At 61.7% G+C, this 14106-nt stretch carries 12 protein-coding genes; 8 read left to right on the forward strand and 4 right to left on the reverse strand.

What is annotated here, in order from left to right:
• The first annotated feature begins 217 nt into the window (after positions 1-217).
• Positions 218-1246, forward strand: coding sequence for an NADPH-dependent curcumin/dihydrocurcumin reductase (curA, locus tag J3R84_RS26445; protein ID WP_113567555.1), 1029 nt, complete (start codon positions 218-220; stop codon positions 1244-1246).
• Between the two features lie 226 nt (positions 1247-1472).
• Here curA and J3R84_RS26450 read toward each other — a convergent pair whose 3' ends face one another.
• On the reverse strand, positions 1473-3242 hold the full coding sequence (locus J3R84_RS26450; protein ID WP_203528122.1) for a tetratricopeptide repeat protein: 1770 nt from the start codon (positions 3240-3242) through the stop codon (positions 1473-1475).
• Between the two features lie 223 nt (positions 3243-3465).
• Complete coding sequence (locus tag J3R84_RS26455) at positions 3466-3738, reverse strand: hypothetical protein (RefSeq protein ID WP_038577818.1); 273 nt, start codon at positions 3736-3738, stop codon at positions 3466-3468.
• 594 nt (positions 3739-4332) lie between these two features.
• On the opposite strand from J3R84_RS26455, the gene J3R84_RS26460 reads away from it, so the two are divergent.
• Positions 4333-5016 carry a hypothetical protein gene (locus J3R84_RS26460; protein WP_057218245.1) on the forward strand — a complete coding sequence of 228 codons (684 nt, stop codon included), beginning with the start codon at positions 4333-4335 and terminating at the stop codon, positions 5014-5016.
• A 61-nt stretch (positions 5017-5077) separates the two neighbouring features.
• Here the strand turns inward: J3R84_RS26460 and J3R84_RS26465 are convergent, their stop codons facing one another.
• The gene (locus J3R84_RS26465) at positions 5078-6040 is read right to left on the reverse strand and encodes an HAD family hydrolase (protein WP_057218326.1); all 963 of its coding nucleotides are present in this window, start codon (positions 6038-6040) and stop codon (positions 5078-5080) included.
• Between the two features lie 143 nt (positions 6041-6183).
• Entirely contained in the window at positions 6184-7113 is a 930-nt protein-coding gene (locus J3R84_RS26470; protein ID WP_113567559.1) for a formylglycine-generating enzyme family protein, read from the reverse strand.
• 324 nt (positions 7114-7437) lie between these two features.
• On the opposite strand from J3R84_RS26470, the gene J3R84_RS26475 reads away from it, so the two are divergent.
• The 6 genes from J3R84_RS26475 to J3R84_RS26500 are packed head-to-tail and all read left to right on the forward strand — an operon-like array spanning position 7438 to position 13871.
• Entirely contained in the window at positions 7438-8409 is a 972-nt protein-coding gene (locus J3R84_RS26475) for an AAA family ATPase (protein WP_203528124.1), read from the forward strand.
• Between the two features lie 16 nt (positions 8410-8425).
• On the forward strand, positions 8426-9421 hold the full coding sequence (locus J3R84_RS26480) for a DUF58 domain-containing protein (protein ID WP_057218252.1): 996 nt from the start codon (positions 8426-8428) through the stop codon (positions 9419-9421).
• Between the two features lie 2 nt (positions 9422-9423).
• A complete protein-coding gene (locus J3R84_RS26485) occupies positions 9424-9951 on the forward strand; it encodes a DUF4381 domain-containing protein (protein WP_057211353.1) in 528 nt (175 codons plus the stop codon).
• Positions 9938-10942 carry a vWA domain-containing protein gene (locus J3R84_RS26490; RefSeq protein ID WP_203528126.1) on the forward strand — a complete coding sequence of 335 codons (1005 nt, stop codon included), beginning with the start codon at positions 9938-9940 and terminating at the stop codon, positions 10940-10942. Before J3R84_RS26485 ends, J3R84_RS26490 begins: the two co-directional genes overlap by 14 nt.
• The gene (locus tag J3R84_RS26495; protein ID WP_113567563.1) at positions 10939-12510 is read left to right on the forward strand and encodes a vWA domain-containing protein; all 1572 of its coding nucleotides are present in this window, start codon (positions 10939-10941) and stop codon (positions 12508-12510) included. The genes J3R84_RS26490 and J3R84_RS26495 overlap by 4 nt, the downstream gene beginning before the upstream one ends.
• A complete protein-coding gene (locus J3R84_RS26500; RefSeq protein ID WP_063978341.1) occupies positions 12507-13871 on the forward strand; it encodes a BatD family protein in 1365 nt (454 codons plus the stop codon). The genes J3R84_RS26495 and J3R84_RS26500 overlap by 4 nt, the downstream gene beginning before the upstream one ends.
• The last annotated feature ends 235 nt before the right edge of the window (positions 13872-14106 follow it).

The following is a 14106-nucleotide window of genomic DNA, read 5'->3' on the forward strand; positions in this document are numbered from 1 at the left end:
GCGAAATCAACAATGGGTTCAATGGCCCAACCGTCGGCAACGGTTGGGCCATTGTCATATTCGATGATCGGCCAAAGCTTCGAAAGTTCGGCACCGAGCCCAGGGCCAGAAGTCGCGGCTTGCCGTCTTGAGTGACGCCCGCGAAGGTAGCCAACCAGAAACATCTTACCCGCTACGCTGCCACAGAGCGCATGCGCCAGCGGCGGAAGGAAGTGCGATGACCTCCGAAAACACCCAGATCCTTCTTGCCTCCCGCCCGGACGGCAAGCCGAGACAAGACAATTTCAGGATCGGTCATTCCGCGATCCCGGAACCTGCCGATGGCCAGGTCCTGCTGAAGATCGTCTACCTGTCGCTCGATCCCTATATGCGCGGTCGCATGAATGCCGGGAAATCCTATGCCAGGCCCGTCGAGATCGGCGATGTGATGGAGGGTGGGACGGTAGCCCGCGTCGTGCGCTCGCGTCACCCGGATTTCGCCGAGGGCGATTTCGTGCTTTCTCATTCCGGCTGGCAGGCATACGCCGTTTCCGATGGCGCAGCCCTGCGCAGGCTCGACCCATCGGCGGCCCCGCTGTCAACCGCTCTCGGGGTCCTGGGCATGCCCGGCTTTACCGCCTATTCCGGCCTGCTGACGATCGGCAAGCCGAAGGCGGGCGAAACAGTCGTGGTTGCGGCGGCAAGCGGCGCTGTCGGTTCGGCGGTCGGGCAGATCGCCCGCATCAAAGGCGCGCGAGCCGTCGGGATCGCAGGGGGTGCCGCAAAATGCGCTTTCGTTCGCGACGAACTCGGCTTTGACGCGGTGATCGATCACCACGCAGCCGATTTTCCCGAACAACTGGCAGCCGCCTGCCCTGGCGGGATCGACGTCTATTTCGAGAATGTCGGCGGGCATGTTTGGGATGCGGTATTTCCGCTGCTGAATGATTTCGCCCGCATTCCCGTCTGCGGATTGATCGCACAATACAACAGCCGCCCCGGCGAACAGACGGGCGGCGACCGCCTGCCCCTCGTCATGCGTGACGTCTTGAGCAAGAGCCTGCAAATTCGCGGCTTCATCCAAAGGGAATTTGTCGACCAGCGCCCCGACTTCTATCGGGAAATGGCCGGTTGGATTACATCGGGCCAGATCCGCTACCGGGAAGACATCGTCGACGGCCTCGATAATGCGCCGACAGCCTTCATCGGGCTGCTGGAGGGCCACAACTTCGGCAAGCTCGTCATTCGCGTCGCCGACGAGAACTAACGCCTGGCGCGGCGGCCAGGCTTTGTCGCCGCCTACAGCGCCGCGCGTCTTTTCAGACGCGCAAAGGTCGCTGTAGCGCTTTGAATTGCTGCATGTTTTTGTCCATAAATCGGGTACGATTTAAGGAAACATGCAGTGGAGCATGTCGCGCAAAAGTGTTCCCCGGTTTTGCGTAGAAACAAGAACTTAAAGCGCAGCAAGCGAATCTGAAAGATCGCGACGCGCTTTAGGGATTTTCGGCCGGTCGGACACCGGCCTTGCCGAGGCCGTCTTCGATCATCGCCGCCAGTTCCGGCGCATAGCTCCTTGTCACCGGTTTCGCCAAAAGCGAAATATCCGCAGGTCCCGTCGGCGCGCGCACCTCGTCAAGAGCGCTGGCCGCCTCCTGCGTCAATCCGAGCTGGCCGGCGACGGCCAGGCGCAGCAGGTTGACGGCCAGGTCCGATGTGTTTGCAAGCTGGCGCACACGAAGCAGGGCCTCCTCGTAACGGCGCCCGCGATAGGCGTCGAGCGCCAGCGTCAGCGCTGCATCGTGATGCACATACTCCCCATTCGCCTCCGCCAGCCGCGCCAATCTTACACCTTCGGACCAGTGGCCGGAGATGTACTGCAACAGCCCCAACCTCGCCGGAATGGCCTCGTCCAGCGGATTGAGCGCGCTGGCGCGCTGCCCTGAAAGAAAGGCCGCCTCCGTATCCCCCGCCGCAAAGCGCGCCATCATCTGCGCCACATAGCTCTGGCTTGCCTGGGGGGCGAGCGCGACTGCCTTGTCTGCCAGCTTCAACGCCCTGTTGCCAGCGATCGGCGAAGTATCCGCTTCGCCCGTCACCACCAGGATCATTGCCAGGCTTGCCGATACATCCGCGTCGTTTGCATTGTAGGCAAGCGACCGCTCGAGGCAGGCAAGCGCGCTTGCGAGATTTTCGGAGTCGGTTCGTGCCAAAGCCATATCGGCCTGCAACACGCAGCCATAACCGAGGGATGGCGCACTGACCTGGCGTGCAGCCTCCAGGCTGGTGATGACGCCGTCTTCGCCCGCAAGTGCGCGCGCAAGTCTCACCAGAAGCGTTTGTTGAATCTGGTGGGCATCACCGCTCTCTAGTGGCAGCTTCGAGACACCGGAGCGCAAAGCCTCGCTACTCTGTGGGTCCACCACCTGCCAGGCGAGCTCGTGAGCATCGTTCGCCATGCTGTAGCTGATCGACAGTCTATATTCCTTGCTGCCGGCAAGGCGGACAGCCGGTCTGGGTGCAACCCAACCTGTCACCGATGCGACGTCGATGCCGGCAGACTGCTCCTGCGCCAGCGTCCGTACCGACGAGAACTGCGACAGGGCATGCACCAGATAGTCGCCAATCTTCCTCTGCTCTTCGCCGTCTTTCACCCGTTGCGGCTGCACGTCGACAACGACGGTCGGCTTTTCGGACAGGATCGGTTTCCACGGGAAATGGTCGGCCATCGAAACGTAGAACGCTGCAGCCATCGCCAAAACCCCGGCGCTCGCAATGGCAACATTCGCCATGGAGATGCGGCGCCCGACGGCGACGGCCGAAGGCGATGGCGGCGGTGGCTCGGCGGCATCAGGCGCTATCGTCGGTGGAGCGAGGACGGCTTGTGACGGTTTTCCGTCAGCCCTGACGAAGAGCGGGACGTAGTTGCCCTTGGGGAGTTCGATGCGCAGGGCGGCTTCATCGCCAAGCGCCTCGTAATATTGTGCCAGGGCCGCTCGAAGCCGCGACGCCTCGACGCGCACGATCGGATCGGTCGCCGGGTCGAAGGAACTCGGCCGGGCGAAGACATCGATCGCGATTGTATAGGCCTTCACCGAGGCTGAACGACCGGCGAAGAACTCGTCAACCAGGTATCGCAAGAGCTTGCGGTGTCGCTCTGTCCCATGAAAGCGCGGGTCGCCCAACATACGGTCGAGTTCGGCTCGCGCCGGGCGCTCGGCAACTGGGCAGTAAGCCGCTCGGTCCGCGTCTTCTCTTGTGTTCATAGCGCGCCCCCATTTACCTACAACCCGAGAGAGAGTGCAAATGCGAGGTGAACTCTAGATCACAGAGCCGGGAGCGGAAAGAGAAATGTAGGGCAGTCACAAAACATTTTTCTAACAAATGCCGTAGCCCCAAAATGAAACGGCCAGTGAACTGGAAATCCAATAAGATTACAGGGGCTGCGTGATAGAAACCGAAAATTCCAGACCAACGAACAACTGATCACTATGGATTAGATTCACTGCTTGCACTGGAGAGGCAGATGGAAATCACCTCCTCTTCGATCTCTAGACAGATCAGTTCGTACTCTGCCACCATCGATGCATCCTGCGGATCACACCGACGCTGCCGATCCAGCATGGAGGTCGCCTCGTCATATGCCTCGCAAAGGCTTGCGAGCGGCATGTTCTTGGCGCTCAGCAGTTGCAACTGGCCGCGCAACGCCGGAAGCTTGAGCATCAGCTTCAAAAGTCCCCGTTGTTTGGCTTCGTTGGGCATTGTGCTCTATCCGCTTGAACGACGATCGATGCTTCATGCCACGCCTGCGCGCGAAAATAGCGTTCGCGCGCCTCAGTACAGATCCGGAATGCCACCGGTACTCTGATTGCCAGCGTCTCGTTGAGATATGCCTACCTGACGGGTGCAGCCTCGGGTCAGCTAAACGACCAACTTCTACCTATCCCTCTCCTGCCCCCGCAAAATCGCAGGAACCGTCCGTTTCCGGAAGTACGTAACAGTAACATTGCCGCCGCTGGCTTGACGGCGAAGCGATCCCGTCCCCGAAAACGCACCGATGACACCTCGTCGGATCCGGCATTGATAGCCAGGCCAGGGCACGTTAATCGCAACCGCCACTCCCCAGGCCAGCGACGTGCAGCTTACCGTAATCGCGACGGCTTGCTTGGCATGGGCATTGCGCTACAGTTGGCTTCCACGGGGTGACACAGCTGACATATTGCACTTCTCCACAGCGGTTCATCGCCGATTGTAACTGTTACGTACTTCGATGCGGAATACTGCGATGTTTAGAATGCCTACGATGACATTCGGCGACAGGCCGTATCGCGTGCTGAGTACAACGGAGAGATTTCCATGCGATCCTTGGACAAGACATCTCATTGCGGACGTTTGGTAGCGTTCCTTTCTGCAGGGATCGCCGCGACCGGTCTGACGCTGCTGAGCACCGAGCTTGCGGCAAGCGACGACAAATTGAGCGGCCTGCCCTCACTCGTCCTTGGTGGGCTGACGGCGACAGCGCAGACACTCCAGTTCGAGACGCCTTTCAACAATCTCATCAATGCCGGCTCGCTCCCGATCACGCTCGAGAAGACGACACTCGACGAGGTCAAGGCCACGTTCGGAGGCAATATCCGCAGCCGGACGGTGGAGGGCATGACGGTCGGCTGGCTGTGCTACGAGCTTGCGACCGGAGATCTGCCGCGGCGGATCTGGTTCGTCGCCAACGACAGATCTGACGCAGCCACGCCTGCCCAGAAACCGGTGACATTCATCTCCACCGAAGAAGTTGCCGACGAAGCCGATAAATGTGACACCCCAACCGTTGCGCTCGCGCCGTTGTTGCTTCCGGTTCCGACCTTGAAGGACGGCACGGAAGCCCTGGAGGAACGCTTCGGAGCAGCTCCGAAGCAAGGCATGGTGCGTTACACCCACCAGCAACAGGGCGAACAGAACACGACGGTCATGCAAATGCTTGTCTATCGGCTAAAAGGCGGCCACATCGATGGCATCGCCTTCACGCAGATTACATCGAAATAGCGGGTATAATTGACACCCCTCGCGGCCGTGCTGGCGGCGAGTGATGTCCCCGGCACACTGTCTATTTCTCGAAGGCGTAGATCCTGTTCCAGTCGGCTTTCATGTCGATGAGAAGCCATTTCCGCTGCTCCGCCTCGTTCATCGCCTTGTCGAGCTTGCCGACATGCGACTGGCGGTCATACGCCCATTCCCGCTCGCCGTCGGTGTGGTGCACGATCATCCCGAAGCTCGGCCCTGCGCCAGAGGTAACCCACCGCAGCATCTCGTAGTCGCCGTCGGAATTGCCGGCGACAAAGATCGGGCGGCGACCAATGAACTTGTTGATGCCGACCGGCTTGCCGGGGCCATCGTCGATGAAATCCACCTTCGGTTCGCGCATGAGCACCGGGGTGTCACCCTGAAGTTCATACTTGGTAGTTATGGTGCTGCCGACAACCTGTTCCGGCGGTATCCCGTACATCTGCTCGGTCATCGGCCGCATGAATTCGATGCCGCCGCCCGAAACGATATAGGTCTTGAAGCCGTTTTCCCGCAGATAATCCAATACCTCCCTCATCGGCAGGTAGGTAATCTCGTTATAGGGCCGGTCGAAACGCGGGTGTTTCGCGGTTGCGAACCAATCCTTGACGATCTTCGTGAATTCGTCCGTCGTCATCCCTGCATGTGTCGCCATCGCGAGCTCGACAAGACCTTTCTCGCCGGCCGCAGCCACGCCGGCCATATCGCCCTTCAGCAGCGATGCGAACGGCTCCTTGTCCTTCCATTCCGGGTGATCCGGGGCCATAGCCTTGATGCGATCGTTGATGAACATGCCCTGGAAATACATCGGCTGCTCGGTCCAGAGCGTACCGTCGTTGTCAAACACGGCGATACGGTCCACTTCAGTGACATAATCAGGGCCGCCTTCGGTCGTCACCCGCGTCACGAAGTCGATGATTGCCGATTTCGCCAAACCGTCGTTCCAGGAAGGAAGGCCAGCCGGAGGTGCATCAGCGGCCACCACAAGCGCCGGCGCGGCCAGCATCAATGCGAATGATGCCGCAACTCCCATGAAGGTCCGCCACCAGCCCTTCCGATGCGTATCCACATCAATCGACGCGAACTCTCCTGCCCTCAAAATCATCGGGTGTCCTCCTCAACCGAAACAAGACTGTCGGTGTTAGACGTCTACGGCCGGCGAATGCAGCGAAAGCCGATATGGGTCGTTGCCGCATTTTCCTCATGCGCGTGACGGGCCGCGGGGCGGTAGCGACGGCAATAGTTCGGCGCGCAGAGATGCGATCCGCCCTTCACCACCCGCCGCGCGATCAGGATCTCCGGCTGCCGCGGGTCGTAACTTGCCTCAGCCCCGCCGCCGCGCGGATTGGAGGGGATGCAGCAGCTTTTTTGCGCAGGCCCCGGGTGGTTGCTCGACCAGTAGTCGCTTGTCCATTCCCAGACATTGCCGATCATGTCGTAAAGGCCATAGCCGTTGGGCGGGAAGCTGGCGACCGGCGACGTCCGCTCGAAGCCGTCAGGGCGCAGGTTCTCGGTCGGGAAGGTGCCGTGCCAGGTGTTGGCCATGAAACGGCCCTCAGGGACAAGTTCGGCGCCCCACGCATATTCCGCGTCATTCGGGCCGCCCTTGGCGGCATACTCCCACTCGGCTTCCGTCGGCAGATCCTTGCCGGCCCATTTCGCATAGGCCATGGCATCGACATAGGAAATCTGCACGACGGGATGGTCGAGCTTGCCGCGAATGTTGCTCTGCCGGCCATATGGCCTTTTCCAGTCGGCACCGAACTTGAAGTTCCACCATTGCGAGGGGTCACGGCTGGTGACGCGCTTCGGCGGATCGAAAATCACCGACCCCGGCCGCATCATTTCCGGCAGTGCACCCGGGTATTCCTTCGGGTCAGGCGCCTTCTCGGCAACGGTGACGTAGCCGGTCGCCTCGACGAATGCACCAAACTGCCGGTTGGTGACAGGCGTGACGTCGATCCAGAATCCGTCGACCTTCACCGGGTGAGCCGGTGCCTCTTCGGGGTAATGATTGTCGGACCCCATCGTGAAGGTGCCGCCTTCGATCCAGATCGGCTCGCGCGCGCTGATCGCCATTGGCGTTTCGTCGAGGGTCGGCCTGGTGGATAGTGTTTGCATACGGCTTCGATCTCCCGGGCGGATGTCGCGTCCATCCTGATAGCCCGAAGTCTAGACGCAAACTTTCCGACTCCAAAGTACGTAACTGTTACGACGGCGCACGAATCGAATTCGGGCGCCGTTTGCCCCGCCCGTGGATTGATCGAGAACCACAATCGCCCGCTTCGTTACTGTTACGTTCTTTCCAACGGGCCGCATGTCACCTTAATCTCCCCTCAGAGTTCACAAATGAGAGTTCACAAGGGTTGGCGCCGCCGGGCCGGCGGGAGGGGCTAAATCTCAATGGGTACACGTGACGACATCGAACAGCTCGGCAAGCGGATCGGCGAAGCCATTGTCGGCCAACAGGGCATGATCGAACGCCTGCTGCTCGGCCTCCTGAGCAACGGCCACCTGCTGGTCGAAGGCCTGCCCGGGCTTGCCAAGACGCGGGCCATCAAGAGCATGGCGAAGAACCTCGACGCCGAGCTGTCACGCATCCAGTTCACACCGGACCTTTTACCCTCCGACATCACCGGCTCGGAGGTCTATTTCACCGAAGGCGGCAAGGGCGAGTTCCGCTTTCAGCAGGGTCCGATCTTCGCCAATCTCATCCTTGCCGACGAAGTCAACCGCGCACCGGCGAAAGTGCAGTCCGCCCTGCTCGAGGCGATGGAGGAGCGGCAAGTGACTGTCGGTGGCGACAGTCACGAGCTTCCCGAGCTCTTCATGGTGATGGCAACGCAAAACCCGATCGAGCAGGAAGGCACCTACCCCTTGCCTGAGGCGCAGCTCGATCGTTTCCTCATGCACATCCAGGTCGATTATCCCGACGCCAAGTCGGAGGCCGAGATCATGCGGCTGGTGCGGTCGGAAGAAACGGCTGCCGCCTCGAAAGTGAAGTCCAACGAAAAGCTGGCTCAGGATGCGGTGTTTACGGCACGAAAGGAAATCTCGGCAGTGACCGTCTCGAGCGCGATCGAGGACTATATCGTCGCCCTGGTTATGGCGACACGCTACCCGGACAAGCTCGACAAGGACGTGGCCAAATGGATCCAGGTGGGCATCAGTCCGCGCGGCGTCATCGGTCTCGACAAGGTCTCGCGCGCCCATGCCTGGCTGAAGGGAAGAGACTTCGTGACGCCGGATGACGTGCAAGCGACAGTACACGACGTCTTCCGCCACCGGCTCGTCCTCTCCTATGAAGCCCATGCCGGCGGCACGAGGGCCAACCAGGTCATAGACCGGATCGTGCAGCAGGTCGCTGTCGCCTGAGAGATGGAGAGGCCCGATGGCAATATCCCTGTCCGCATTCGCCCGGTCGAAGGGCATTGCCCATCCTCCGAAGGTGGAGGCATCGGGCGCCTACACCTCCGTCGACGAACTGGTCGGCCTTGAGGCGACAGCCCGTGACCTGACCTTCCTGCGTAAGGCGCCGGTCCGGCGATTGCTGGCAGGACGCCATGAATCGCGCATGCGTGGTCGTGGGCTTTCCTTCGAGGAGCTTCGCGAATACCTGCCTGGCGACGATATCCGCACCATCGATTGGAGGGTGACGGCGCGGACCGGCAAACCGGTCGTGCGGGTTTATGACGAGGAGAAGGATCGGCCGGCGCTTGTGATCGTCGACCAGCGCATCAACATGTTCTTCGGCAGCCGCCGCGCCATGAAGTCGGTTGCCGCGGCGGAAGTGGCCGCCCTCTGCGCCTGGCGCATCACGGCGCTTGGCGATCGGGTCGGCGGCTTTGTATTCGGAGATGAGACCGTCGACGAGATCAGGCCCTACCGCAGCCGCGAGGCCGTCATTCGGTTTGCCGACGTCATCGTTCGCCACAACATCGCACTCTCCGCAACCTCCAAGGTTGCAAGAGGCGACGAGCAACTGGACATCGTGCTTTCGGCCGTTGCCAACATCGCCAAACATGACCATCTGATCATCGTCATCAGCGATTTCGACGGCCACGGCCTGGAAACGCGCGACATGCTGCTCAAGCTCTCTGCCCATAATGACGTGATCGCCATCCTGATCTACGACCCCTTCATGCTGGAATTGCCGCGCAAGGGCGACATCGTCGTCAGCGGCGGCGCGCAACAGGCAGAGCTTCAATTCGGTCATGCAAACGTCCGCGAGGCGATCGACAGCTTCGCGCGCAAGCGCGGCCGCGCGCTTCAGGCATGGCAGGAGGACCTGGGGCTGCCGATGCTGCCGATTTCCTCGGCGGAAGAGATTGCACCGCAATTGCGCACCATGCTCGGCCAGTTGGCCTGGCGTCAGCGGAGACGGTAGCGATGGAAGGGACCACGCCAGCGGTCGATCCCGGCCTCGCTGCCGCGCTCCGCGGCCTTGCCGATATCGCCTTGCCACCGCCCGTCTCGATGCTGCCGCAGACCTGGGCCTGGGCGGTGCTCGCCGGACTTGTTCTACTGGCAATCGCCTTCGCGCTCCGGCGCTGGTATCGCCACCGCGAGCTCAATCGTTACCGCCGCGAGGCGCTTGGCGAGCTTCGCCAGATAGAACAGCGCATTGGTGCTGCTCAAACACGTGGCGATGCGCTCGCTGCCCTGCCCGCCCTTCTCAAGCGCACCGCGCTTGCGGTCTGGCCACGCGAGACGATCGCCAATCTGAGCGGCAAGGGCTGGACCGGCTTCCTCGACGCCCATTCCGGTGGCCCTGTCTTTCCCACAACCGCGGCGCATTTCTTCGAAGAGGCTGAGTACCGCGGGCCGGTGGTTTTGGCATCTGTTCCCGAGGCCGAAGCGAAAGCCCATGTTGCGGCGGCACGATATTGGATCGAGGCGCACCATGTACGTCCTTGATCATTCCTGGCTGCTCGTCCTGCTGCCACTTCCGGCCGTCATCTGGTGGCTGCTTCCGGCCTATCGCGAGCAATCGGCGGCGGTCCGGATCCCATTTTTCAAGGACATCACCGCAGCGGCGGGCATCGGCGCGACCGAAGGATCGGTCGTGCCCAAGTCGAACTTTGGGCAGAAGCTGATTGCGCCGATCTGCTGGGGCCTGATCGTACTGGCACTGGCGCGGCCGCAATATATCGAGCCGCCGATCGAAAAGACCGAACCGCAACGCGATCTCATGCTGGCAATCGACCTGTCGCAATCGATGGATACGCGCGACTTTCACGATCCGGCCGGCAATCTGCAGGCCCGGGTCGATGCCGTGCACACGGTCGTCGCCGATTTTATCGACAAGCGCCCCGAAGACCGTCTCGGCCTCATCGCCTTTGGCGATGCCCCCTACCCGCTCGTGCCGTTCACGCTCGACCACAAGACGGTCAAGGCGATGCTGGCCGACAGCCTGCCGGGAATGGCGGGTCCACGCACCGCGATCGGCGATGCGATCGGCCTTGCGATCAAGATGTTCGACCAAAGCACGGCACCGGACAAGGTGCTGATCCTACTGACCGATGGCAACGACACCGCGAGCAAGATGCCGCCCGACAAGGCCGCCGGCATTGCCGCCGAAAAACACATCGTCATCCACACGGTCGGCATCGGCGATCCCAATGCGCAAGGGGAACAGAAGCTCGACACGTCAGTCTTGCAACAGATCGCGACGGCGACGCATGGACGATATTTCTTCGGCCAGGACCAGGCCTCGCTGCAGAATATCTACGAGCTTCTCGATCAGTTGACGCCGGAAAACCAAAAGACCCTGTCCTGGCGGCCGCGCATCGAAGTGTTCCACTATCCGCTGGGCGCGGCGTTGATCCTCGTCCTCGCCTATCACGCGATCATGTGGCTGCTGTCGGCCCGCGCAGACCGGCGTCGCGAAAGGGAGGCGGGAGCATGATCACCGACTTCCATTTCCTCCGGCCGCTCTGGCTGCTGGCGCTGCTAGCCGCCCCCCTGCTTGTGATGTTGATCGGCCGGCGCACCGACGTGCGCTCGCAATGGCAGAACATGATCGCGCCGCATCTTCTCGACCACCTGCTGATCGAGAAAGGCGGAAGGCGATGGCTGCAACCGGTTCACCTGACGGCCGTGCTGATCGTGATTGCCGCGATCGCGGCGGCCGGACCGACATGGCAGCGTGAAAAGCCGCCCTTCGTCGAGGATACGGCGCCGCTGGCGATCGCGATCGACCTGACCGAAACGATGAATGCCACTGATGTCTCGCCGACGCGGCTCGAGCGAGCCAAGTTGAAGGTGCAGGATATCCTTTCTCTGCGAAAGGGCGCGCGTACTGCCCTGTTTGCCTATGCCGGCACAGCACACATGGTGCTGCCGCTCACCGACGATGCAAACCTCATAAAGACCTATCTGGCCGCCCTCTCGCCGAGCATCATGCCGGTAACCGGCCGAGACACCGGCAGGGCGCTGCAGGTCGCCGAGGATGCGCTTTCCAGCGAGACCGTACCGGGCACGATCCTGTTCATGACCGATGGCGTCGAGCGCACGGCATTCGACGCCTTTGCGCGATATCAGGGCCGCAACGACCTGATGGTGCTCGGCATCGGCACCGCCGATGGCGGCCCGGTGAAGACGGCCGATGGCCAGTTCCTCACCGACGCGACGGGCGCGCGGGTCCGTGCCAAACTCGACGTCGATGCGCTGAAGGCATTGCAAGCGGCGTCGAAAGCGCAGGTCGCGACGGTCACGCCCGACGACAGCGACGTGCGCTGGATCATCAGGCGGATCCAGAGCAGCTTCGCGCAAAAGACCGCCGAAGGCCTGACGCGCTGGTACGATGCCGGCTGGTGGCTGACCATCCCGATCGCACTCCTTGCCGCGTTGTGGTTCCGCCGCGGCTGGACAGTCCGTTGGGCGGTCTATCTGGTAGCCGTCGGCACGGTGCTGCCAGGGGTAAAGGCCGAGGCAGCCGATCGCAGCTTTGCCGATCTCTGGTTCACCCCGGACCAGCAGGGCCAGCGGGCCATCGATCGCGGCGATTTCCAGGGAGCGGCCGGCGATTTCCAGGACCCGGCCTGGCAGGGCGTCGCCCTCTTTCGTATCGGACGCTATCAGGATGCCATCGATGCCTTTGCGCAGGGCGATACGGCCGAAAGCTACTATAACCAAGGCAACGCCCTGATGCATCTCGACAAGGCCGAGGAGGCGATTGCCGCCTACCAGCAGGCGCTCAAACGCCGCCCGGACTGGCCCGAAGCCAGGCAGAACCTGGCAGTGGCCGAGAAACGCAAGGCAGACAATGACAAGCAGGATCAGGATGCCCAGCAGGAGGCGGCCGGGCTCGATCCGGATCAGATCCAGTTCGACGACAAGGGCAAGAAGGGCAAGGAGGGCACGGTGGCGGGAGCGCCGCAGACCGCTGAGATGTGGATGCGCAATATCCAGGTTTCCCCGGCCGATCTGCTGGCACGGAAATTCGCGATCGAAGCGAAGGATGCAGTGCCGTGAACCGACGTATCCAGCCCATTCTTCTTGCGCTCGCCGCCTTCTGGCTGTCGCTGGCGAACGTCGCGCTGGCAGCCGATCCATTCGCCCGCGCCACGCTCGCCACCAAGGGAACGATCTACGCCGGACAGCAGGTTGAGGTCGACGTCGACGTTTTCGCGCCGAACTACTTTCTGTCGCCGCCACAGTTTCCGCTGTTCGACCTTCCCGGCACCATCGTGACGATGCCAGACGATCGCGGCCTGAACCTCAACGAGACAATCGATGGCGTCGATTTCTCCGGTATCCGCAAGACCTACGTCATCACACCGCAGGCGGCGGGAGACTACACTTTACCGCCTGTCGATATCCCGTTCGGTTATGCGGCCGTTCCCGGCAAAACCACGCAAGGGCGAGTGAAATTGCCGACGCTGCGGCTGACAGTGACGGAGGTGCCCGGCGGCGCTGACGGCAAGGCCGGCGTCACCGCCGAGAAAGTGACGATCACGCAAGTCTTTGATCGTGATCCGGCAAGCCTGCGTGCCGGCGACGCTCTGGTTCGCACCGTTACCTTCGAAGCGGATGGACTGGCGGCGATGATGATCCCGGAGCCGTCCTTCGAAGCACCCGCGGGTGTCAAAGTCTATGTCCACGACCCCTTGCTCTCCGAGCATAGGTCGGATCGCGGCGTGTTCCTGGGCGGCGTCCGCAAGGACACGGCCACCTATGTCTTCGCGAAAGCCGGTACCTACACGATCCCCGCAATCAGCCTACAGTGGTTCAATCCGTCGCTCGGCAAGACGCAAACGGCCGAAGCGCCGTTGGCCAAGGTTTCGGTTGCGGCAGCACCTGCAGATGCGACCGCCCTTGCCCCGCCGCACCCGCCGCCTGAGAATGCGCCATTCGACTGGCAGTGGTGGGTCGGCGCAGGCCTGGTGGTGGTGGCACTGGCGCTCCTGATCCACTTTGCCGCCGTTATGGCCGGCCGTATCCAGGCATGGTTTGACGAAATACGGACGCGCAAGGCGCAGTCCGAGGCAACGGCTTTCCATCGCGTCGACGAGGGATGTCGCAGCGGCGACGCAGAGCGGTTCGAGGCGGCGATCGACGCATGGTCGCGCAAGACGGGGAATGTTCCAATGACCCAGTGGCTCGATCGCTTCGCCGACCCGGAGACAAGGGCCGCCTTCGCCAACCACCAGCAGTCGCTTTATCGAGACCAGCAGGACGCGGCGCAGAAGCCGAATCTCCTGCCGCTTAGAGCCGGCCTTGGCAAAGCCAGAAGCCGCTGGCTCGAGCAAATCTTCGACGACGAGCCGGTGCCGGCCAATGAACTCCCCGATCTCAACCCGGCGTTCGACGCCGATTTACCAACCAGTCGCTAGCGCTGCCGGACCGGGCGTTACGATCCTTCGTAACTGTTACGTACTTGCCCGTAACACCCGCCTCAACCCAAAGTTCAACGGTACGTTCCGAGACTTTGCCTACCTGACTAAAAGCAATCCATCGTGCCTCGAGGAGACATGAGATGCCCATTGATATGAAGAATGCCATCGGACTGCTGGCTGCTTCAGCAGTTCGAAGGTCCATCAAGCCGAAAGCGCTTGCGCTTGCGGGCAC

The organism is Ensifer canadensis (assembly GCF_017488845.2).
GTDB classification, from domain to species: domain Bacteria; phylum Pseudomonadota; class Alphaproteobacteria; order Rhizobiales; family Rhizobiaceae; genus Ensifer; species Ensifer canadensis.